Origin of the sequence: Campylobacter troglodytis (assembly GCF_006864425.1) — a bacterium.
In the GTDB taxonomy this organism is placed as follows: Bacteria; Campylobacterota; Campylobacteria; order Campylobacterales; family Campylobacteraceae; genus Campylobacter_D; species Campylobacter_D troglodytis.
The window spans coordinates 16,735-38,076 of sequence record NZ_QHLI01000007.1; the positions used below are offsets into that span (position 1 = coordinate 16,735).

Below are 21,342 nucleotides of genomic sequence, written 5' to 3' on the forward strand. Positions count from 1 at the left end.
TTACTTCGCAAGGGGTTTTAAAACTACAAACATTAAATAGAGATTTTTCGCTTTCTGCGAAAGCTCAAAATGACAAAATTACGGCTAGCAATGGCAATTTACCCACCCCCCAAACCACCCTCCGCAAGAGAGGGAAGCTTTAAAACGCACTTTGTGCATTGTGGATATTTAGCACACGCTCAGTATGACAAAAATTCACGCTTTGCGTGAATTTTTTAAAAAATACTTAAAAATTTCACGCCAAAATCCCAGCTTTCGGACCGCTTTTTCCGTGGCATTCTTTGTATTTTTTACCACTGCCACAAGGGCAAGGACTGTTGCGTGGGACCTTTTTAACCAAGTTGTTAGAATTCAAATTGCCTTTAGCACCTACCTTTCTTGTGGCAGCTTGTCCTAGCTCATCCTCGCTAGCTCCTGTTTGCACTGTGTTTTGTAGGATCTTTTCATTTTCATTTTGAGCCTTTTCTTCTATGCTTTGAGTGCTTTGTTTGGTAAAGCTAATATTAAAAAGTAGCTTTACGCTTTCAAATTTAATCCTTTCTGCAAGTTCTAAGAAGAGCTCATAGCTTTCTTTTTTATACTCAACAAGGGGGTCTTTTTGATTATATCCACGAAGCGATATGCCTGTTTTTAGTATGTCCATCTGATACAAATGTTGTCTCCACACCCCATCAAGCACCTGTAAGTATAAAATTCTCTCTATTTTGTCTTTATCCTCCTGGCTTAATTCCCTCATCCTTTCTTCATAGGATCTTTCAAGCACCTCGGCTAAATTCTGCTCCATTTCCATACTATTATAGCTTTCAAACTCCTCATATTTAAGATCTGTATTACACTCCAAGGCTATTTTTGCCTTAAGCTTTTCAAAGTCAGGCTCCTCACTAGCTAAAAAATCCCTCATAGCATAGTCTGCATACTCTTTTATATTTTGGCTAATCTTAGCCCTTAAATTATACTCCTCATCTAAGAGCTCGTTTCGGTATTTATAAATACTCTTTCTTTGCTCATTTGCCACATCATCATATTCAAGCAAGTGCTTACGGCTTTCAAAATGCATACTTTCCACCTTTTTTTGTGCATTTTCCACAGCTCTTGTAACTATGCCACTTTCTATATGCTCATCCTCTTCTATGCCAAGTCTTTCCATTATAGCCTTGATCCTATCTCCTCCAAAAATTCGCAAAAGATTATCCTCAAGGCTTAGATAAAAACGGCTCATTCCAGGATCACCTTGCCTACCACTTCGTCCGCGGAGCTGATTATCTATCCTACGGCTTTCGTGCCTTTCAGTGCCTATGATATAAAGTCCTCCAAGTTCTTTTACCTCTTCGTCTATCTTTATATCAACCCCCCTTCCTGCCATATTTGTGGCTATGGTAACGGCTCCTTTTTTGCCAGCATCTGCTATGATTAGTGCTTCTTGCTCGTGGTTTTTAGCATTTAGCACATTGTGAGCTATGCGTTCTTTTTTTAGCATTTCGTGCAAAAGCTCGCTTCTTTCAATGCTAGCAGTTCCTACTAAAACAGGCTGTCCCTTTGAATTTGCTGCCTTGATCTCTTTTATTACTGCTTTGAATTTTTCTTTTTGGGTTTTATAAATTAGATCATGCTTGTCTATTCTTTTAACGGCTAAATTTGTAGGAATTGAGATAACATCAAGCTTGTAAATTTGACTAAACTCGGTAGCTTCTGTTTGAGCTGTTCCTGTCATACCGGCTAACTTTTCATACATTCTAAAATAATTTTGAAAGGTAATGTCTGCTAGGGTCTGACTTTCTTCTTGAATTTTAACATTTTCTTTTGCCTCTAAGGCCTGATGAAGTCCGTCGCTAAAACGTCTACCCTCGCTTAAACGACCTGTGAATTCATCGACAATTACAACTTCTTTGTTTCTTACCACATAATGCACATCTTTTTCAAAGAGATTATGTGCTTTTAAGGCTTGATCTAGCTGATGAGCTAAGATAGCATTGTCAAGGCTGTAAAGATTTTCCACCCCAAAAAGCTCTTCTGCCTTTGAAATTCCTGCTTCTGTGATTAAAATCGTGCGGTTTTTCTCATCTACGACAAAGTCTCCTGTGGGCTTGACATCTTTGTTTGCCAAATTTGGAGGAGGGTTTTCTCCTCTTTGCATTTTTTTGGCTACCTCGTTTGCTCTTAAATAGCCATCAAGTGTGCGGTTTGTGGGACCACTAATAATTAATGGGGTTCTTGCCTCGTCAATTAAAATGCTATCAACCTCATCAACGATGACAAAATTATGCCCTCTTTGAACCTTATCTTTTGCACTAAATTTCATATTATCACGCAAATAATCAAAGCCAAATTCATTGTTTGTACCATAAGTTATGTCGCATTCATAAGCAAGTTTATGATCCTCATCAGAATTAGAACTTGAAAGCACTACCCCAACACTAAGCCCTAAAAACTTATAAATTTCACCCATTTGCTCGGCATCTCGCTTTGCTAGATAATCATTTACAGTTACTATATGAACGCCCTTGCCACTCATAGCATTAAGCACCACAGGAAGACTTGCAACAAGGGTTTTTCCTTCTCCTGTTTTCATTTCGGCTATCTTGCCCTCGTGTAAGATTATGCCGCCTATTAGCTGGACATCAAAATGCCTCATTTGCAAGGTGCGTTTGCTTACCTCTCTAACTATGGCAAAGACCTCGTTTAGGATATTATCTATGCTAAGTTCCTCTTCTTGAACCTGGGTTTTAAGTGAGCTAAAATGAGCCTTTAAATCCTCATCGCTTAAAGCCTCATATTTGCCTTCAAGGGCATTTATTTCTTTTACTCTTTTTAAATATTTTTTAATTTCTCTGTCATTTTTCGTACCTAGCAGGGCCTGGATGAATTTAAACATAGCTCGTCCTTAAATTTTGTAAAAATCAAATTTTGATTATAATAAATTTTTGTTTAAAATTTAATCACAGAGCCTTGAATTTTAGCTTAAAATTCAAGGCTCTTTTTTTAATAGGCTTGATTTATAAAACAAGCTTTTTTTGAAAAAAGATTAAGCTAGTAAGATGGGTGAAATAAAACTGTCTTAGCGTAGATAATTTGCTTTTTGCTTGAATTTTTACTTTTAGTAAAGAGGGGTGTTTGAGTTTGAATTCACACATAATAAATGCTTTTTTAAAAACTTTTTTAAGGTGTGAATTCTAGCTTAATTCATATATAAGTGATATAATCAACACTGTTGTTTACAAACTAAGCTTGTTTAAAAAAGCAAAATCAATCAAGCCCAGCTAGATAGTCAAAAAAACTACTTTTTACCTCAAAGCTTTTGCCAAGCTGGGCTTTGTTAATTAGACTTTTATCTCCCAATGCGTGGCCTTTTTTTTCTAGTATTAGCACCTTGTCGGCTAGTTTTTTGGCATTTTGAGGATAATGGGTGTTAAAGATGATGATCTTTTTTTCTTCTTTTAGTTTGCTTAAATTTTCTATGATGCAAAGCTGATTTTTAAAGTCTAAATTTGATTCAGGCTCATCTAAAATAATGATCTTAGGCTCATTCACCAAGGCTCTTGCAAAAATCACCATTTGCAATTCCCCTCCGCTTAAACTATCACAAGTTCTCTTTATAAGATGAGAAAAACCCAAATTTTCAAGGCACAAAGTAGCTTTTTGTATGTGTTCTTTCTTAGGAAGGGTTGAAATTTCAGTGTTTAGCCCTAAGATCACCATATCAAGCACACATAAGCCTAAGCTGTGATTTTTTGCCTGAGGTATGTAAGAAATGATCGAAAAAAGCTCCTTTGTGCTGTAGGCTTGAATTTTTTTTTCATTATACAAGCTAACTCCCTTTGTGAGTGGCAAAAGCCCCATTAAGCAGTTTAAAAGCGTTGTTTTTCCAACCCCATTTTGTCCTAAGATCGCTAGAATTTCCCCCTCTTTAAGCTCAAAGCAAAGATTTTCAAACAAAACCCGCTTTCCTCTTGCAAAACTTGCATTTTCAAGCCTAAAAACACTCATATACGCATACCCTTAACCCTATAAAGTATCATCACAAAAAAAGGAGCACCAACAACAGCACTTAAAATGGATATGGGAAGCTCTTGAGAGCTTAAAGACCTACTTAGAGTGTCAATGATTAGCATAAAAACAGCACCTACAAAAAGGCTTGTGCTGATGACATTTTTGCTATTAAAACCACAAAGCATCCTTGCTATGTGAGGGATGATTAGCCCTATCCAGCCTATGATCCCACACATACTCACTATGCAAGAAACTATAAGCGTACAAGCAAGGATTAATAATAATCTTAAATAAAAAACATTAACCCCCAAGGTCCTAGCCTCATTATCATCAAAAAGCAATAAATTATGCTTCCAGCGGTATATAAAGATGATCACTGCTCCAACAAAGACGCCTATGCAACAAAAGAGCATTTGAGCTAGATTACTCACTTGCAAGGAACCAAGTAGCCAGTAGGTGATGGCCGGTAGGGTATCTTGAGGATCGGCTATGTATTTTAAAAGAGATATAAAGCTTTGAAACAAGGCCGCGATTATAATGCCTGAGAGTATGATCATGATTTTATCCTTGCCTCCTCTTGCAACAAGCAGGGTTAAAACAAGGCTTAAAATTCCAAAAAGAAAAGAACTTAGGGTTAATAAATAAATATTTAGCCCAAAAAGCATGGCCAAAACAGCCCCAAAGCCAGCCCCACTAGCTACTCCTAGTATGTCAGGTGAGGCAAGGGGATTTCTAAAAATAGCCTGAAAACTAGCCCCTGCTATGCCAAGCCCTAGCCCAACTATAATGGCTAGGATCACTCTTGGTAAGCGAACCTCAAGCAAGATGAAGGCTTCCTTGTTTGACAGCTCATTTGAAGAGCTTCCTAAATTCAACAAGCTCTCATAAAGCAAGGAAAAAATTTGCGTATAGCTTAAATCATACCTGCCAAAGCCTAAGATAAAAAAGGCTAAGGCTAGCACAAAGCAAGAAGCAGCTGCGAATTTAATAAGGCTCATTAGTATTTATATCCGTATTTTATAAAGAAATTTGTCCCTGGTTCGATCAGAGGATTTGTTATCTTTGATTTTGGCACTGTTATATCCTCAATGGCAGCAGGATTAACCCCTCTTTTGTTAAAGATATTTTCAACCCCCAAGGTAAGCTCCATATCTCTTGCCTCTTTGTTAAAATACCCAAGATCAAGCCCCAAATAAGCATCGCTCATAGCATAAGATTTAGTCTTTCTTTCATTTGTAGGATCTATGCGGGTTCTTCCTTGATATGCCCTTTCTTGCACCTTTATGTAGCCAAAGGGCAGATCATATTGCAAGGAAATTCGTCCAAAAAGAGGAGGTATCTCACGCAAGGGTCTGTTATTTGTTTGATCGTGTCCATAGGTGTGAGTGGCATTGTAAGCATAGGTAAAGCCGTAAAATTTATGCTCTCCTGCAAGTTCAACCCCTCTAATGTAGGTTTTGCCTATGTTTGCATACTTTTGATAGCCATTGCTATAATTTGTAGGATCATCATAAAACTGAACTAGGGAGATCATATCTTGATGATTTGTTTGATAGGCTGAAAGGCTAAAAAAGTGATCCTGACTATCAAGCCTAATGCCAAGCTCATAGCTTTGTGCTGTTTCATATTTTAGATCAGGATTATTTAAGATAGGATTTGCATCAGCAGCTGCACCGTTTGCAGCAAAGATCCCACTAACGCTTGCTGTTTTGAAGTTATGACTTATATCTCCATAAAGGCTAAAGAATTCATTGAAATGAAAATTTGCTCCTATATTTCCTGTGAAGGCATTTTTCACATCATTTCTTTTTTCATCAAGCCTTGAGGTTTGAGTAGCAGATTCTGCTGATCCTGCTAGCTTTGGACCTATGTTTGTTAAAATGGTTGCATTTCGTAAGGCTGCTGTTAGGGTAAAAGAATTTGACAGGGCAAAGTCATCTTTTATGTAGGCCGAAAAGGTGTGTTGCTGAGATTTTCTACCTGTTAGGGGTGTAATAGTCCAACCTGTCGTTGCAAACCTTGTAGGTGGAATCACCTTTGTGTTTAAAGAGCTTAGAGTTTCTATGCCGTAATCAAGACTGTGGCTTGAAACTAAGGAGCTAAAAGCCAGCTTTAAGCCAGCATACTTTGTGCCTCTAACGTGTTGATTGGTTAAATTATAGGTGTTTGTAAGTCCGCCGCGACCGTCTCTTGTGTAAAAGCCTGTGAAAAGCTCGGTTTCATAGCCTCTATAATAAGCAAAGGCATCAAGCTTTTCAGCAAAGGGTAGATCATAAAGCTCAACCCCAAGTTTAATGTAGGTCTCATAGATAGGATATCTTCTTCTAATCGAGCCATAATCAGCACCCCCATTTGCAAACTGCCCTCCAGCACCTGAATCAACAGCCCTTGCGTATCGACCTTGGGTATAAAAGCGAGTATCGGCTGAATTTGTATAGCCTATATTAAAATCAAAACCATAAGATTTAAATTCTGAATTTTTAGCTTCTCCCTCAGGGGTTTGAAAATTCCCACCTGTCCTGCCATTTAAGCCAAAAAGCACATCAAAGCCGTCTCCTCCTCCAAGAACCTCTAATCTTCCTCCTATCATATTATTAACAGTGGCATATTCAAGGGCTCTTATTTTGGTATCAAGGCTAAAATCCTTGCTAATGTCTCCTCTATATCTGCGAGAGACTAGGTTTATGACCCCATTTATAGCATCAGAGCCATACATAGAAGAAGCAGCACCTCTTATGATCTCAATGGAATCAAAGGCATTTGGATCCATTATATTAAACATAAGCGTGTTTCTACCAAGCACAGGAACCCCGTCAAGGGTTGTAAGAGAGTAGGATCTTTGGGTGCTCCTACCTCTTATATTTACCTGTCCGTTTGTGCTACCTGATCGCACAAAGATAATGCCCGGGCTTTTTTCCATAACGCTTTGTATCCCTCCTGTGCCGCCATATCTTAGTAGATCCACACCCTTAATCCTTGTGGTGCTTTTGTGTGGAACGCTACTTACAAAGTCTTTTTGATCAAGGCTTGAAGCTGTGATCTCTGTTTTTTCAAGTTGAAAGGAGCTTACCTCCCCCCCCCCCCAATATTTGCCGTATTTTCATTAGCGAAAAGAAAAGATGCGCAAATAAGTGATAAAGCTAATTTTTTCTTCATTTTTATCCTTTAAATTAAAAATAGATATTAAAATATATCAAATTTTTTCTTTAATTTTTATAAATTTTTTATTTTAATTATTAAGTAGCTTTTATAAAAAAATTAAAATTCAAAAACTCTTTTATAAAAAAGCTTATTTTTCAAAAAGTATAGATTTTGTCTATCTTAGTTAAGTTTGTCGTTTTAACCTCAGCTAAGAAGCTTACATTGAAGCTTTTTTAGAAAACAAAATTTCTTCGTTAAAGCAAGGTGTTTTGATAAAACGAAGTTTATTTAGTAAAGTTTATTTGCAAAAAGAACTTTTGTGCTTTTTATAAAAGGCTAAATTTGATACAAGCTTACGAGAAATTCAACAGTTTCAAAAGCAAATCCCTTAAAAGAGCTTTAAAACAACAAAATAAATTCAAGCTTTTTAATAAACCAGCCCCTTTGCTTGGCTTTAATATACCATCTATTTGCTTTTCAACTAAATCTAAACCATAAAATTCTTTAAAATGCCTTTTAAATTCTGCGCTTATATCTATGTGTTTAAAAAGTTTGGGGTGATTTTTTTGGGCTAAAAATTTCAAAAGCACAGCTAGGTCTAAATTTGGTGCAAAGGAGCGGTAAGTGCCAAGCTATACACTCTTTTGTTTTTTATAGCATCTATGCCTTGCCATTTTTTATCATTAATCAAATCTTGTGGCTGTGTAGGCGTAAAATTTCTTAGGTAAATAAGATCAGGGTTTAAACGATAAATTTCTTCCATATTGATTACTCCACCATTATTTGCATTCCACACACCTTTAAAAATATCTATCCCTCCGCTATTTTGTAAAAGATAATCTCCAAAAGCTCCAAGGATAATCTTATTTTCATATATACTCACCATCATAACGAACAGGTTTTGCACCTTTTAAAATTTGGGCATTTTCTCTCTCGCTTTGCGTTATAGCTGCGATGATTTTATCGCTTTTTTCTTTTATATTAAAGTGTTTGTTTATTTCACTCAACCAATATTTTAACACTTCTTTTGAATTAAAATTCGCCACTCTTATCTTTAATGGTAAAACGCTTAGCCAAGCATAGGACAAAGTTTCACACTATCTTGATGACAAATATAAAATTAGCATTTAAGGACAAAAGCTTTTTAAAATTATCATTTTCACCTGATTTGATATGTGAAATTTTTGGGAAAAAATCATTCACAACAGAATTTTTAAGAGCAATTTGAGCTGATTCAGGGATATAAACAAGCCTAGCATCGCTTAAAAACAAAGACGCAAAAGCATATTATAAGCCTTCACGACTTTTTTGCTTTTAGCATTTGCTAAACTAAGCAGCATGAATGCTAAAAAAGATGAATTTTAACCCTAATAAGCATCCTTAATAGTTATAAGAATACTTCACAAAGAAATTTATGCCCGGCTCTAAAAGAGGATTTGTTTTTGAAGTTACCAAGGTTGGAATGCTTATTGTTGTTGGTTTTGTAGCCTTTTTATCAAAAACATTTTCAACGCCAAAATTTAAACTCATCGCTTTCATAGAATTTGCTAAATAACCCAAATCAAAATTCACAAATACATCAGTCATAGCATAAGATTTTGTTTTTTTCTCATCGCTTTCATCTATACGGTGTGATTTACCTTGATATGCCCTTTCTTGCACCTTGACATAGCCCCAAGGCAGATCATATTGCAAAGAAATTCGTCCATATAAGGGAGCTATGTAAGATAGAGGCTTGTCATTTGTTTTGTCATGTCCATAAAGTGCTGTACCTAAAAAAGCAAGGGTAAAATCAAAAAAATTAACTTGTCCTTGCCATTCAATGCCTTGTATATAGGATTTACCTATGTTTTGATACTGTGAGTTTCCATCTGCAAGCCGCACTGCTGTGATCTTATCTGTGTATTCGGTTCTGTATCCTGTTATTGAGATTTCATTTTTTTCATCACTGTATCTAAAACTTAATTCAGCTGTATGCGAATATTCAGGGCTTAAATTTGGGTTTGGCAAGGTTGCAGATTGGGTTATGACCTGAGTTGATTGCGCAAGTTTATAGCCAATCCAAGGGGCTAAGAAATTTCTGCTTAAATTCAAGGCTGAACTAAAATGTGGAGTGAAAAAATACACAGCACCCAAAGAACCTGTAAGGGCGTTGTTATCGGTTGATTGTCTTTTTTCGCCTCCCATAAGTGCATAGACATAATCCCCTCTTACAGAAGCTGAAAGAAGCAAATTCTCAGTAGCACTAAAATCATCTTTTAAGAAAAGTCCTATCTCGCTTTGTGCGGTTGGCGCACTATCTGGCTCAACGACTCCGTTTGTTTTATAGCGATTTGAGGTTATGGTTTGCGTTGTATCAAGCCCATAGCCTAAATTATGTTTGCCAAGCTGCGTTCTAAACGCCAAGCGTCCGCCTGCATAATCGCTTTTTTTAACCTCTCTGTGAATGACCGTTCCTGCCCTTGTGTAATTATATAAATCTGTATCATAGCGCCTAAAATACACAAAAGCATCCATTTTTTCAGCAAAGCTTAAATTTTGTGCTTCTACACCAGCTCTTAGATAAAGCTCGGTTAGTGGATCTTCTTTGGTCCATAGCATTGCAGCAGGCACTCTTCTTCCACCAGCATTTTCGCTCATTACCCTTGCTAAACGTCCTTGAGTGTAATATCTTATATCATTTTGTGTAGTATATCCCATATTCCAGTCAAAACCTGCAAGATTATAGCTTGAATGCTCTATAACACCGTCAGGCGTTCTATAATCTTGTCCCATCTTGCCATTTAAACCCAAGAGTACATCAAAGCCATTGCCTCCACCTATGGCTTCAAGTCTGCCACCAAAGCCGTTATTAACGCTTGAATACTCTAAATTTCTTAATTTAAGTCCCAAACTAAAAGGCTGAGTAAGATCTCCTCTAAAACGCCTTGACTTAAAATTTATTACGCCATTCATCGCGTTTGAGCCAAATAAGGCAGAAGCTGGACCTCTGATAATTTCTATGCTATCTACTGCATTTAAATCAAATGAGTTGTATTCTAAAATAGGCCTACCAAGAACCCTTGCTTCATCAACTGTTATCATAGTAGTATCAGAGCTTGAATTTAAACCACGAACATACATAGTGCCACCAAGCCCACCAAAGCGAGAAAATAAGATCCCAGGAGCTTGTTCTAGCGCAGTTTGCACTCCACCTGTGCCACCACCTGTTTCAAGTAGGGTCTTTTTGTCTAAAACGGTGATACTTTTACTTTGTTGTTCAAGGGTAAAATCAGATAGGGTTGCAGAAATAACGGACTTTTCTAGTTTATAAGTTTCCTCATTGGCGAGGGCAAAAAGCACTAAGCTTAAACATAGGCTTAATTTTTTCATTTTAATAATCCTTTTTAAGTTTTGAGTTAAAATTATAAGCACATAAGCTTAAAAAATCTTTAAATAGATCTATCATTAAGCCTTATATAAAATGAAAAATATCTTCTCATTAAGACAAATTTCACTTAGATTTTATTTTAGCTTTCCTGCCTTGCTTGAGGGATTTAAAATTGTTTCAAGCTGCTTCTCATTTAAATCAAGCTTATAAAATTCTTTAAAATGCCTTTTAAATTCCTCTTTTATATTCACTTCTTTAAAAAGATCTGGGTGATTTTTTTGGGCTAAAAATTTCAAAACAATTTCTAGATCCAAACTTGGTGCAAAGGGACGGTAGGTGCCAAGTGGAAGCTTATACACTCTTTTATCTTTAATGGCTTTAATATCCTTGAATTTAGGATCATTAAAGAGATCTTCTGGCTGAGTGGGGGTAAAATTTGTAATATAAATAATCTCAGGATTTAAGCGGTAAAGCTCCTCTAAATTTATATTGCCATCTGTGTTTGAAATGCCCTTGTAAGCGTTTGTAGCTGCACTTTTTTCTAGCAAATAATCAGCAAAGATCCCCCCAAGTCTGATTTTGCCATCTTGATATGTAAATATAATCGCAGCCCTAGGCTTTTTAGCAGCTTTTGTTTTATCTTGTATTTGTTTTTCTGTCTGAGTGATTTTATCAATGATCTTGCTGCCTTTTTCTTTCAATTTCATCTTTTTTTCAAGCTCTTTTAGCCAATGTGCTAGAACCTCTTTTGAGTTGTAATTACCCTTGCTTGTTTCAAGCTCGATTAAATTTACCCCAGCTCTTTTTAAGCCATCGCAAAGCTTTAAATTTGCCTTATGGCAGATATAAAGATCGGCATTTAGCATTAAGAACTCTTCTAAATTTTCATTGTTTGAAGCCTTTATGCTGTGAATTTGTGGGTAAAATTCAGCCGCTAAAGAATTCACAAGGGCATTTTTAGCTGATTGGGGCATAAAGATTATCTTTGCATCGCTAAGATACAAGATCACAGAAGGCACAGGCCAAACACCTGCTATGGCAACTGTTTTATTTTCGTTTGCATAAAGTATGCTACTTAATAAAAGCACAAAAAGTAGAATTTTTTTCATAATTTCTCCTTAAATTTTTGTTTTAGACTCTCAGTTAAGGTAATTTTTGCAAAAATTCATAGGATTTTTTGCAAGATAAAATTAAGCTAAAAAGCCACAAACACAGCTTATCAAAGCTCACCCGCTTCTTTTTTAGGATGCAAGATAAGTTCTAATTGAGCCTCGTTTAAATTTATCTTGTAAAAATGCTTAAAATGCTTTCTAAACTCCTCTTTTATGTCTATGTCCTCAAAAAGCTCTGGGTAATTTGTCTTTGCTAGGTGCAAAAGCACAGGGGCTACATCTAAATTTGGAGCAAAGGGACGGTAGGTAGCAAGGGGAAATTTATAAACCCTCTTGTTTTTAACGGCTTTAAGATCTTTAAATTTGGGATCATTAAAGAGATCTTCTGGCTGGGCCTGGGTGAAATTTGTAAGATAAATAATCTCAGGATTTAAGCGGTAAAGCTCCTCTAAATTTATAAGCCCCTCAGTAGAAAAGCCCTTGTAAGCATCTATAAGTCCGCTTTTTTCTAGGTAATAACTCCTTGTGCCAACTGTTATCTTGTGTTTGTCAGGTCTTAAAATTAGCCCTCTTAGTTTATTAATCCCCTTTGTTCTTTGTGCTATTAGCTCCTCAGCCTCGCTAATTTTGCCTATTAAATCCTCGTTCTTAACTTTTATATCAAAATACTCACTAAGCTCATCAAGCCAATATTTTATGGTTTTTTTCATATTATAATTATCCACATTCACATCAAAGAGCTTGACATTTAGCCCTGCCTTTTTTAAACCCTCATAAAGCCTTTTATCACCGCTATGCCCTAGATATAAGTCAGCATTCATTGATAAAAGCTCTTCTAAATTCTCGCTTCTACTGCTTAAAACAGTTTTAAATTCAGGCTTTAAGTCAATTACCACTGAATTTTCAATGGCATTTAAAGCAGACCGTGGAATGTAAATAATATTAGCGTCCGTAAAAAAGGCTAAGATTGATGGCATAGGCCAAAGCCCTCCAAAAACTACGACCTTTAAGGGCTGTGAGAGGGCTAAGCTTAAGCCTAAAATAAGAAATAAAAAGATCTTTCTCAAGCCCCTACCTTTTGTGCTAGATCATACTCAAGCCAAGACATAAAGCCGTCAAAAAAGGGCTCAGTTATAGGCATAAAGCCTTGCCCGAAGTGAAAATCAGGATCCAAAGCACTTAGATAAAGACTTCCTTTAAAGCTTTGATCATCCTTGCAAATAATGCTTTCTCCAAGCTCATTTACTAAAATCTTTTCTATGTTTAAACCGTGCAAGAATGAGCCGTGAAGATGCCATTTACACTGATAAAGCTCTAAAAAATCCCAAATTTTATGGCTTTCATTAGCCTTTGCTAGATATAAATCAGCCCCAGGAAGTATCCACCACCAAAAATTCGTTATACAGCTTTTGTATTTAATATGATCAAAAAGCCCCTCTGTAAGATCGGGAAAAACAAGCAAATTCCCTCCATTTTTAAGATAAGAAAGGATTTTGTCTTTATTTTCAAGCACAAAACGAGGATGAAGCCTAGAAGCCATCACTACTAAATCAAAGCCCTCCAAGCTTTCTTTTTTAAGATCGGGCAAATAAAAAATTTGATCAAAAAAATGCTTATATTTGCCATTTTTATTTGTGAAAAAATTTTGATGAAAGGAAGTCCCACCTGTGATTATAGCCTTTTTCATAGCCTAGTCCTTAATTCATCTTCAAGCCAGATCAAGCAGTTAAGCCCCATTCTACGAGAGGTGTCATTTTCAAATCCCATTGAAAGTCCCATTAAATCAGCTCCTGCTGTTTTAAGCAAGATGCCCTCAAATGAGCTTTTATCTATGTAAGCTACGCATTCGCCCTCATTATCTTCTAAGATAAGCTCGGCATTTAAGGGCTTTTGTATGAAGCCTCTGTTGAAAAAGCCCTTGACGCCGTGTCTGTGGTTTAGATCATACTCTCTTACTCCCTTGCATATAGGATGCTTAGTAAGTTTAATCTCTCTTGATTTTATAGCAAGTTTGCTTTGAGTGTAAAGGGGTAAATTTGGCAAATACTCACAAAAACTTGCCGCAAAGTCAAAGATAATGCCTCCTCTAGCAAGAAAGTCCTCTAAAAGCTCTTTATTTCTATAAAGCCAAATTTGATCAACCGTAGCAGGTAAAACCAAGGCACAAAAATATTTTAAAACATCTTTTTTAAATTCACAGTAAAGATCTAATTCTTGCATAAGATCACAGTAATAACCCTCGCAACACACCTTTTTGTCCCAAGAGTTTATATAGGCTATCTTGCCAGCCTTATTTATATAGTGAAAATCTAAATTTGTATAATCCATATAAGACATTTATCTACCTTTAAAATTTTAAGTGTAATTATTAATTTTTAAAAAGTATAGCAAAAAAGCTTAAATTTTCTTAGTTTTTTAATGTTGAATTTAAAAAATTCATTTGCTTTAAATTGCCTTGAAGCTCTTTAAATTTAAAAAAAGTTTTTGCTCTTTTAAATTAAGTTAAAATTTAAGCATTTTTGTAGAAAAATAACTTAAAAAAATTGTAAAATTCACCGGGTGAATTTTTGCCTTTATCCACTTTTAAAGATCAACACACAAAAAAGTGCTTTAATGATTAAAAAAGGCATTTAAGTGAATGTTCAAAGCAAGTCTTCTTAGCTAGGATAAAGCTAGTAAAAATTAATCAAACTTAGATAAAATGTTTTATTTGATTTTGGATTTGCTATGAGATATTTATTTCTTTTTTGTTTGTGTTTTCTTCAACTTTTTGCCTTTGATCTAAATTACAAAAGCTTTGCTAGCGATTTTGTTCAAACTGTTCGTTCTATAAATTCAAGCATAAGCTATGAGGGAAGCTTTGTGCTAACTCAAAATGAGGCCTTTTGGCAGTATAAAAAGCCAAACAACAAGCAAATTTTTATAAGGAAAAATGAGGTGATTATCTTAGAGCCAAGCTTAGAACAAGCCACGGTAAGTTCCTTAAACGAACTTCCAAATTTAAGCCAAATTTTCAAACAAGCAAAAAAGATCTCAAAGGATCATTATGAGGCAAAATATCAGCAAATTATCTACAAAATAGAGCTTCAAAACGAAGAAATTAAAAGCATAGCTTATAAAGACGAGCTTGACAATGAGGTGCTTATACTCTTAGCTAATCAAAAAAGAAATGTAGCCATAAACAAAGAACTTTTTAGCCCCAAAATTCCCCCACATTATGATCTTATAAGATAGTAAATGAGATTCTTATTTTGTCTTTTGCTATTATTCTCTGTTGTTTTTTGCGAGGAGTCTGAGGATTCAAATGCCAAAAGGCTTGTTCTTTTTTTAAAAAATCAAATGCAAGATTCTTATGAAAATGGCAGATTAACTGCCTTGCTTCCTATAAATACCTGGCATAACCGCTATACTTACAGCGAGGATAGAGTTCAAAGGTATAATGAAAGACCTTATGGGCTTGGAATTTCTAAGACTATCAATAAAAAATACGAATTTTATGGGATTTACGGGATAGTGTTTGCAGATTCAAATTATCACACCCAAAGTATGTTTGGCTATATTCATCTTTATCATCTTAATAAGGGCTCTATAAAATTTGCACTTGGCTACACAGTAGGACTTACTCAAAGGTATGAGTATTGGTATATACCTTTGCCTTTGCCCTTACCTGCTATGGGTATAAATTACAAAAGCTTTTCTATTCAAGCAGCCTATGTGCCAGGCGGTAAAAATGACGCAAATGTGCTTTTTTCTTGGCTTTCTTGGATCTTTTAGCTAGTTTTTTTGCTTTTTTTTACAGGAACTGGCTGATCTAGATGATAATAAGCCTTTAAGCCAAAAAGATAGATAACCCAAGATATATAAAGCCACAAAAAGAAGAACAAAAGGGTGGAAAAAGAACCATACACATTGGTATAAGTCTTGTTATACACCACATAATAAATAAATAAATTCTTGCTTATATACCAAATGGCAGCACTTACAAAAGAGCTTAAACTTAGCATTTTAAGGCTTCCCTTATTTAAGGAGCTTGAAAAGGCTACAAAAAAAAGCCCCCAAATGATAAGAAAGGGTAAAAGCTCTAAGATATTAAAGCTAACCTGCCACTCATCTAGGGTTTTTTGTATGAAACTTGACACATAAAAGCTAAGCCCTAATCCCAAAGGAGTTAAGGTTACTAGGGTCCAGTAAGAACTAATGCTTTGCCACAAAGTCTTTGGCTCATTTTTGCTTATGCGGTTTATCACATAATCATAGCTTGAAAAAAATGCCAAAGAGGTAAAAATCATAGCCACAAAGCCAACTATGCCAAGATTAACGCTGTTTTTTAAAAAAGAATCCAGATAAGAGGATATTAATTCTTGCTGGGTGGGGATTAAAAAGTTAAAGATTAGCCCTTTCATTTTGTCATAATAAATTTGAAAACTAGGTATTTGAGTAAAGATAGAAAAGCCTACAAACAAAAGGGGTATCAAGGAAAGCACTGTGTAAAAGCTAAGTGCTGCTGAAAAGAGCATTATTTCCTTGTCCTTAAAAAGTAGGACAAAGAACCAAAGCTGCTTTAATTTGCCCATTATCAAAGCCCCATTTTAAAGGGGTTTAAGATATTATTTGGATCAAATGCCTTCTTTATACTTTTAAAAAGTTGCATCTCAGCTTCTGTAAATGCTAGTCGCATAAAAGGAGCCTTTGAAAGCCCTATACCATGCTCCCCACTGAGAGTGCCTCCTAAGCTAACGGCTAATTGAAAAATCTCTGTAATCGCCTCGTGTCCTTGCTCAACTTGCTTTTTGTCGTTTTTATCAGGCACCATAACATTTGCATGCACATTTCCATCCCCTGTATGTCCAAAGCAAGGCACCTTAAAGCCGTATTTATCAGCTATCTTGGTAATTCCTGCTAGTAGCTCAGGAAGCTTTGATCTAGGAACTGTTATGTCTTCATTGAGCTTTAAATTCCCATAAATATTAATGCTTTGAGAGCAGTTTCTTCTAGCAAACCAAATATCAGCTACTTCTTGCTCATCCTTTGCTATCCTAAATTCCCTTGCTCCACAAGATAAAAAGCTTTCTTTGAGCAAGGCTAGATCCATATCAATTGCCTCTATGACCTTGCCATCTACATCGCTGATTAAAATAGCCCCTGCATCCCTTGGAAGTCCTTTGTTGAATTTATCCTCCACAGCTTGAATGCTTAAATTATCCAAAAACTCCATAGAAACAGGGGTAACCCCCTTTGATAGGCTCTTATAAACCGCATTCATAGCATCTTCAACTGTGTCAAAAACTCCCATAGCAGTTTTTTTAAGCCTTGGCAAGGCTATAAGCTTTAGGGTAATTTCTGTTATAACCGCCAAAGAACCCTCACTTGCTATTAAAATTCCTGCTATATTATAGCCTGCTACATCTTTTATGGTTCTTTTGCCTGCACGAATTAGCTCTCCGTTTGGCAAAACAGCACGCAAGGCCATAACATAATCCTTTGTGATGCCATACTTAGCTGCTCTCATCCCGCCTGCATTTTCGCTGACATTGCCTCCAAGTGAGGAATACTCCATACTTGCTGGATCAGGTGGATAAAAAAGCCCAAGCTTTGCTACTTCTTTTTGTAAATGAGCGTTGATGACACCGGGTTGAACCACTGCTACTAAATTTTCAAGATCTATTTCTAAAATTTTATTCATATGCTTTTCAAAGCTAAGAACAAGCCCCCCACTTACAGCCAAAGCCCCTCCTGTAAAGCCAGAACCTGCTCCTCTTGGAACTATGATGATCTTATTTTCATTGCAGTAGCTTAAAATTTTACTTATATCTTCTTCATTTCTTGGAAAAAGTACCCCATCAGGAAGGTGGATCTTCCTTGTAGCATCGTAACTATAAGCTCTTTTGTGAGCCTCGTCAAAATAGGCATTGTCCTCTCCTAAGAGGCTTTTGAAATAGTGCTGAAATTCTGTCTTCACCTACCCTCTCCTATCAATTTTTTGTAATACTCATAATAATCCTTAACCCCCCACTCAAAAAAGTTGAAAAAATTCTTTTTATATCCTTCTACATTCGAGTAAAAGGGCTTTTGAGCCTCTAAATTTAAAGAGTTAAAGGGCTCTTCAAAAAGTACAGTAAAACTAGCACAGTCTAAAAAAGAGATCTTATCTTCTAAGACAAAGGCAAGGACGCCAACTGCATTGCTAGCACAAAAAAGCTTAAAATCTTTTTGTTTTGGGCTAAGCTTAAATTCTCTTATCATATAAGCACCCAAAAGATCAGGATGGACAAAATAAAGCTGATTAAATTTTTCTCTTATGCTGTTATAATTTTCTTCATTTGGTGCTATAAGCAAGATCCTATCATATAAAAAATTCACTATTACCTCATCTCCCTTTTGCACCTTGCTATCAAGCAGAGGCAGGGCTTTTTGCTCTAAGATAGTAAAGGGGCTTAATTCTAGCTTTATTAGCCCATCTTCTCTTTGAATCACAGTTGCACTTGAAATGATAGAACTTGTATTCTTAAAGCTTTGAAGCACAGCAGCACTTGTGCCTATTTTAATCCTCTCATCATCTTGTATGTAAATGAATTTTCCTTTTATATCTTCGATCTTAAAATGCAAGGACTTAAATTCAAAGCCTTGTAAGCTTACACATAAAAGGGCAAAAAATATAAGTTTTTTTAGCAAAGAAACCCCCTAGATAAAGAAGAAATTATAATCTCTTTTTCTTACAATTTAACAGCAATATTAAGAATTTTAAGGTAAAATTTAGCTTTTTTGAAAGGATGATTTTATGAAAAAACTGGCACTTTTTTGTTTATTTTTAAGCTCTCAGCTTTTTGGCGCTGTGCAAATAGAGATTAAAGAATGGGAGAAAAATAAATTTTTTTCCACTTTTTTAGAGGAAAATTCACTGCCTTACTCCTTGTATAGAGACTTGGATGCCCAAGAAAAAGAACTAGCCTCTGAAATTCAAGCAGGACAAAAATTTCACATCTTAAAAGATGAAAATGAACAAATAGAACAGGTTTTAATACCGGTTAGTAACTCCGATCTTCAGCTTCACATATACAAGGACAAAGAGGGCAAGTATCTTTCAAGCTTTTCGCCCATTTCTTATGACACAGAGCTTAGATTTTTGAAATTTAGCATTGAAAACTCAGCCTACAAGGATATAGAGCAAATAACAGGTAGCACCCCACTAGCAAGGGCTATGACAAATGCCTTTGCTGGAAATGTGGATTTTAAGAGTATGCAAAAGGGTGATGAGATCATTGTCCTTTATGAGAGGAAAGAAAGGCTAGGCGAGAGATTTGGAGATATAGTTATAAAGATGGCTAGTGTGGGGGCAAATAAAAAAGCAAAGAAGGTATTTGCCTTTAAGGATAGCTTTTTTGATCTAAATGGCAAGGAGATGAAAAATTTCTTGCTGGCTACTCCTGTAAGGTATAGTAGGATTAGTTCTTATTTCACAAAGGCAAGATTTCATCCCATACTTAAAAAATATAGAGCGCATTTGGGAGTGGATTATGCCGCACCTCACGGAACCCCTGTTAAAAGCTCAGGAAATGGAGTGGTAAGCTTTGTAGGCACAAGGGGAGGATATGGCAAGACAGTGCAAATCGAGCACGGCTCAGGTTACAGAACCCTTTATGCACATTTAAGCAGATATGCCAAGATAAAAAAGGGACAAAAGGTATCCCAAGGACAAACCATAGCCTATGTCGGCTCAACAGGGCTTAGCACAGGACCTCATCTTCATTTTGGACTTTATCTTAATAATGTAGCCATAAATCCTCTTTCTGTTGTAAAGATAGCAAAATCCATACTCAAGGGCAAGGAAAAAGAAGATTTTGACAAGCTAAGGGCCGAGTATGAAAAGCAAACACAAGAATTTATAAGCCTAGACAAGCTAATACCCACAAAGGAACCTGAAAGCATACAAAGATATATAGAGCTTTGATTTGCTTGATCTTTAAACTTATGAGCTTACTTTGAATTTAGAGCAAGCTAGGCCTTGAATTTTAAGGCTTGAATTTAAAATTCAAAGATTAAAAAAGCTTAAAAATTTAGGGCTAATTAAAAAAGCTAGACTTTGAATTTTAAAGTTAAAGCCTTAAATGTAAGAAGATAGACCTTACAAAAAGTTTTGCAATTTAAAGCGAGATTTAAAGCGAGTAAAAAGCTTTGAATTTTAAATTTCAAGCTAAGATAAACAAAAGGCTTTTGTTCAAAAAGTATTGCTTTGCAACTGTGAGTCTTTATGGCAAAGAGATTTAAAATTTGCATCTTTTGCGTGAATTTTTTTAAGATCTGGCATTTTCCAACTAAAATACTAAGTTCTTTCAACATAACAAAACTAGCATTTCATCTATAAGCAGCACGAAAGCCATATGCTAAGTTAAAAAAAATTAAAACTTCTAAAATAAAAAGCTTGTAAATTTTAAAAGTCACAAGCAACTTATAATTTTAAAGGCTTGTCTTAGCAAGGAAAGCTACTTTGCTACTAAATGCAATAAATTCACAAGAATACAAGAAAATAAATACTATGCCAAATTCAAGGCTTTCAAAAAGCAAGGGCTTTTTTATAATAAATTCTTTTCCTTTAAGATCACATACATTTTTATTGTGGATATGAAGAAGGTTAGTATGGCAGGACCTAGGATCAGCCCCCAAAAGCCAAAGCTTGAAATTCCAGCTAGCATGGCTAAGAAGATGAGAAGTTCGTTTATCTTAGTCGGAGTTTTAACAAGTCTTTCGTTTATCCATTTAATGATCAGAGGCTTGATGAAGGTATCTGCTATCACTGAGATTATTATGATGGAAGAAAATAGGATCCAAAGTGCAGAGGATAGATTGTTTGAAGCAAATTCATAAAGGCTTAAAGGCACATAGACCAAAGCCCCTCCAACTGCTGGTATAAGAGAGCTACAAGCAAAAAGTATGCCCCAAAATATACCGTTGTATCCAAAAAAGGCGACTATTATGGCAAATAAAAGCCCCTCGATCAAGGCTATAAAGACCATAGAATAAAGCACCACGGCCATTACATTACCAACCTCACGCAAGATCTCATCAAGTTCTTTTCTTTCTATGGGTATTACTGATTTTAAATAAATCACAAGCTCTGTGCCGTAAAGATTTGCAAAGAAATAAAAAACGCAGATTAAAATTAGATCAGCTACGATCTTCATACCCGATCTAGTAAAATTACCAAAATACCCCAAAACATTCTTTGTAAGTGAATTTAGATCTATGCTATTTAGGGTTTCTACTATCTTGGGTCTTAAAAATTCAAAGGATGAGGGCAGTTCAAACTCGTAATTTTTTATATAATTAAAAGTAGAGTTAATAATGCCTATGTCAAAGTTTTTAATGGCAAGGGCAAGTTCTGTGATGGCATAAGCAAAGGGGGTTATTAAAAAAAGCACTACCAAAATGCTAGTACAAAGTGCAGCAAGGACCTTTTTGCCCTTTAAAAGATATAAGAATTTAGCATTGATATTTGAGGTTGCAACAGCTAACAAACAGCCTATAATCATAACAAGCAAGAAGTTTTTAAAAAGATAAAGCACTAGGCAAAGTATGACAAGTATGAAGATTATAAGAAAGATGCGTCCATTTCGCACGAGGATCCTTTAAGTAAATTAAGGCTTGAATTTTAGCATATTTTTGCATTTATCTTTGATTAAAATTGGCGATTGATACTTTTAGCTAGAATGACCTAGGATTTTTCCTAAGCCATTT

The 21,342-nt window shown here is 35.6% G+C and carries 20 protein-coding genes; 4 read left to right on the forward strand and 16 right to left on the reverse strand.

What is annotated here, in order from left to right; genetic code table 11:
* The first annotated feature begins 69 nt into the window (after window positions 1–69).
* Entirely contained in the window at window positions 70–210 is a 141-nt protein-coding gene (locus tag DMC01_RS13155) for a hypothetical protein (protein ID WP_185908639.1), read from the forward strand.
* A 25-nt stretch (window positions 211–235) separates the two neighbouring features.
* Here DMC01_RS13155 and secA read toward each other — a convergent pair whose 3' ends face one another.
* From secA to DMC01_RS02755, 12 genes are all read right to left on the reverse strand, one after another.
* The gene (gene secA / locus DMC01_RS02700) at window positions 236–2,872 is read right to left on the reverse strand and encodes a preprotein translocase subunit SecA (RefSeq protein ID WP_142692758.1); all 2,637 of its coding nucleotides are present in this window, start codon (window positions 2,870–2,872) and stop codon (window positions 236–238) included.
* Window positions 2,873–3,243: 371 nt separating this feature from the next.
* Window positions 3,244–3,984 (reverse strand): ABC transporter ATP-binding protein, encoded by a 741-nt coding sequence (locus DMC01_RS02705; protein WP_142692759.1) that lies wholly within the window; start codon window positions 3,982–3,984, stop codon window positions 3,244–3,246.
* A complete protein-coding gene (locus DMC01_RS02710; protein WP_142692760.1) occupies window positions 3,981–4,985 on the reverse strand; it encodes a FecCD family ABC transporter permease in 1,005 nt (334 codons plus the stop codon). The genes DMC01_RS02705 and DMC01_RS02710 overlap by 4 nt, the downstream gene beginning before the upstream one ends.
* Window positions 4,985–7,027 carry a TonB-dependent receptor gene (locus tag DMC01_RS02715; protein ID WP_345788958.1) on the reverse strand — a complete coding sequence of 681 codons (2,043 nt, stop codon included), beginning with the start codon at window positions 7,025–7,027 and terminating at the stop codon, window positions 4,985–4,987. The genes DMC01_RS02710 and DMC01_RS02715 overlap by 1 nt, the downstream gene beginning before the upstream one ends.
* 454 nt (window positions 7,028–7,481) lie before the next feature.
* Window positions 7,482–7,712 (reverse strand): hypothetical protein, encoded by a 231-nt coding sequence (locus DMC01_RS02720; RefSeq protein ID WP_142692762.1) that lies wholly within the window; start codon window positions 7,710–7,712, stop codon window positions 7,482–7,484.
* Window positions 7,713–7,726: 14 nt separating this feature from the next.
* Window positions 7,727–8,017 (reverse strand): ABC transporter substrate-binding protein, encoded by a 291-nt coding sequence (locus DMC01_RS02725; RefSeq protein ID WP_142692763.1) that lies wholly within the window; start codon window positions 8,015–8,017, stop codon window positions 7,727–7,729.
* Window positions 7,998–8,216 carry a hypothetical protein gene (locus DMC01_RS02730; RefSeq protein ID WP_142692764.1) on the reverse strand — a complete coding sequence of 73 codons (219 nt, stop codon included), beginning with the start codon at window positions 8,214–8,216 and terminating at the stop codon, window positions 7,998–8,000. Before DMC01_RS02730 ends, DMC01_RS02725 begins: the two co-directional genes overlap by 20 nt.
* Window positions 8,217–8,508: 292 nt before the next feature.
* Window positions 8,509–10,500 (reverse strand): TonB-dependent receptor plug domain-containing protein, encoded by a 1,992-nt coding sequence (locus DMC01_RS02735; RefSeq protein WP_142692765.1) that lies wholly within the window; start codon window positions 10,498–10,500, stop codon window positions 8,509–8,511.
* A gap of 132 nt (window positions 10,501–10,632) precedes the next feature.
* Entirely contained in the window at window positions 10,633–11,607 is a 975-nt protein-coding gene (locus DMC01_RS02740; protein ID WP_142692766.1) for an ABC transporter substrate-binding protein, read from the reverse strand.
* Between the two features lie 110 nt (window positions 11,608–11,717).
* Window positions 11,718–12,677, reverse strand: a complete 960-nt coding sequence (locus DMC01_RS02745; RefSeq protein WP_142692767.1) for an ABC transporter substrate-binding protein — start codon at window positions 12,675–12,677, stop codon at window positions 11,718–11,720.
* Window positions 12,674–13,297, reverse strand: coding sequence for a hypothetical protein (locus DMC01_RS02750; RefSeq protein WP_142692768.1), 624 nt, complete (start codon window positions 13,295–13,297; stop codon window positions 12,674–12,676). Before DMC01_RS02750 ends, DMC01_RS02745 begins: the two co-directional genes overlap by 4 nt.
* Window positions 13,294–13,947: a hypothetical protein gene (locus DMC01_RS02755; RefSeq protein WP_142692769.1), complete on the reverse strand. Its 654-nt coding sequence runs from the start codon at window positions 13,945–13,947 to the stop codon at window positions 13,294–13,296. Before DMC01_RS02755 ends, DMC01_RS02750 begins: the two co-directional genes overlap by 4 nt.
* A gap of 390 nt (window positions 13,948–14,337) precedes the next feature.
* Between DMC01_RS02755 and lolA the strand changes: the two genes are divergently transcribed.
* The gene (gene lolA, locus DMC01_RS02760) at window positions 14,338–14,844 is read left to right on the forward strand and encodes a LolA-like outer membrane lipoprotein chaperone (protein ID WP_142692770.1); all 507 of its coding nucleotides are present in this window, start codon (window positions 14,338–14,340) and stop codon (window positions 14,842–14,844) included.
* A gap of 3 nt (window positions 14,845–14,847) precedes the next feature.
* On the forward strand, window positions 14,848–15,384 hold the full coding sequence (locus DMC01_RS02765; protein ID WP_142692771.1) for a hypothetical protein: 537 nt from the start codon (window positions 14,848–14,850) through the stop codon (window positions 15,382–15,384).
* Here the strand turns inward: DMC01_RS02765 and DMC01_RS02770 are convergent.
* From DMC01_RS02770 to DMC01_RS02780, 3 genes are read right to left on the reverse strand one after another with little or no spacing between them, the layout of a single operon-like run.
* A complete protein-coding gene (locus DMC01_RS02770) occupies window positions 15,381–16,184 on the reverse strand; it encodes a YihY/virulence factor BrkB family protein (RefSeq protein WP_142692772.1) in 804 nt (267 codons plus the stop codon). The two genes, DMC01_RS02765 and DMC01_RS02770, sit on opposite strands and share 4 nt — an antisense overlap.
* 2 nt (window positions 16,185–16,186) lie before the next feature.
* Entirely contained in the window at window positions 16,187–17,569 is a 1,383-nt protein-coding gene (locus DMC01_RS02775) for an FAD-linked oxidase C-terminal domain-containing protein (protein WP_142692773.1), read from the reverse strand.
* Complete coding sequence (locus DMC01_RS02780; RefSeq protein WP_142692774.1) at window positions 17,566–18,282, reverse strand: plasminogen-binding N-terminal domain-containing protein; 717 nt, start codon at window positions 18,280–18,282, stop codon at window positions 17,566–17,568. Before DMC01_RS02780 ends, DMC01_RS02775 begins: the two co-directional genes overlap by 4 nt.
* A gap of 106 nt (window positions 18,283–18,388) precedes the next feature.
* Here DMC01_RS02780 and DMC01_RS02785 point away from each other — a divergent pair, with 106 nt between their 5' ends.
* Window positions 18,389–19,558, forward strand: coding sequence for a peptidoglycan DD-metalloendopeptidase family protein (locus DMC01_RS02785; RefSeq protein ID WP_142692775.1), 1,170 nt, complete (start codon window positions 18,389–18,391; stop codon window positions 19,556–19,558).
* 622 nt (window positions 19,559–20,180) lie between these two features.
* Here DMC01_RS02785 and DMC01_RS02790 read toward each other — a convergent pair.
* Window positions 20,181–21,224, reverse strand: a complete 1,044-nt coding sequence (locus DMC01_RS02790) for an AI-2E family transporter (protein ID WP_142692776.1) — start codon at window positions 21,222–21,224, stop codon at window positions 20,181–20,183.
* Window positions 21,225–21,342 lie beyond the last annotated feature (118 nt).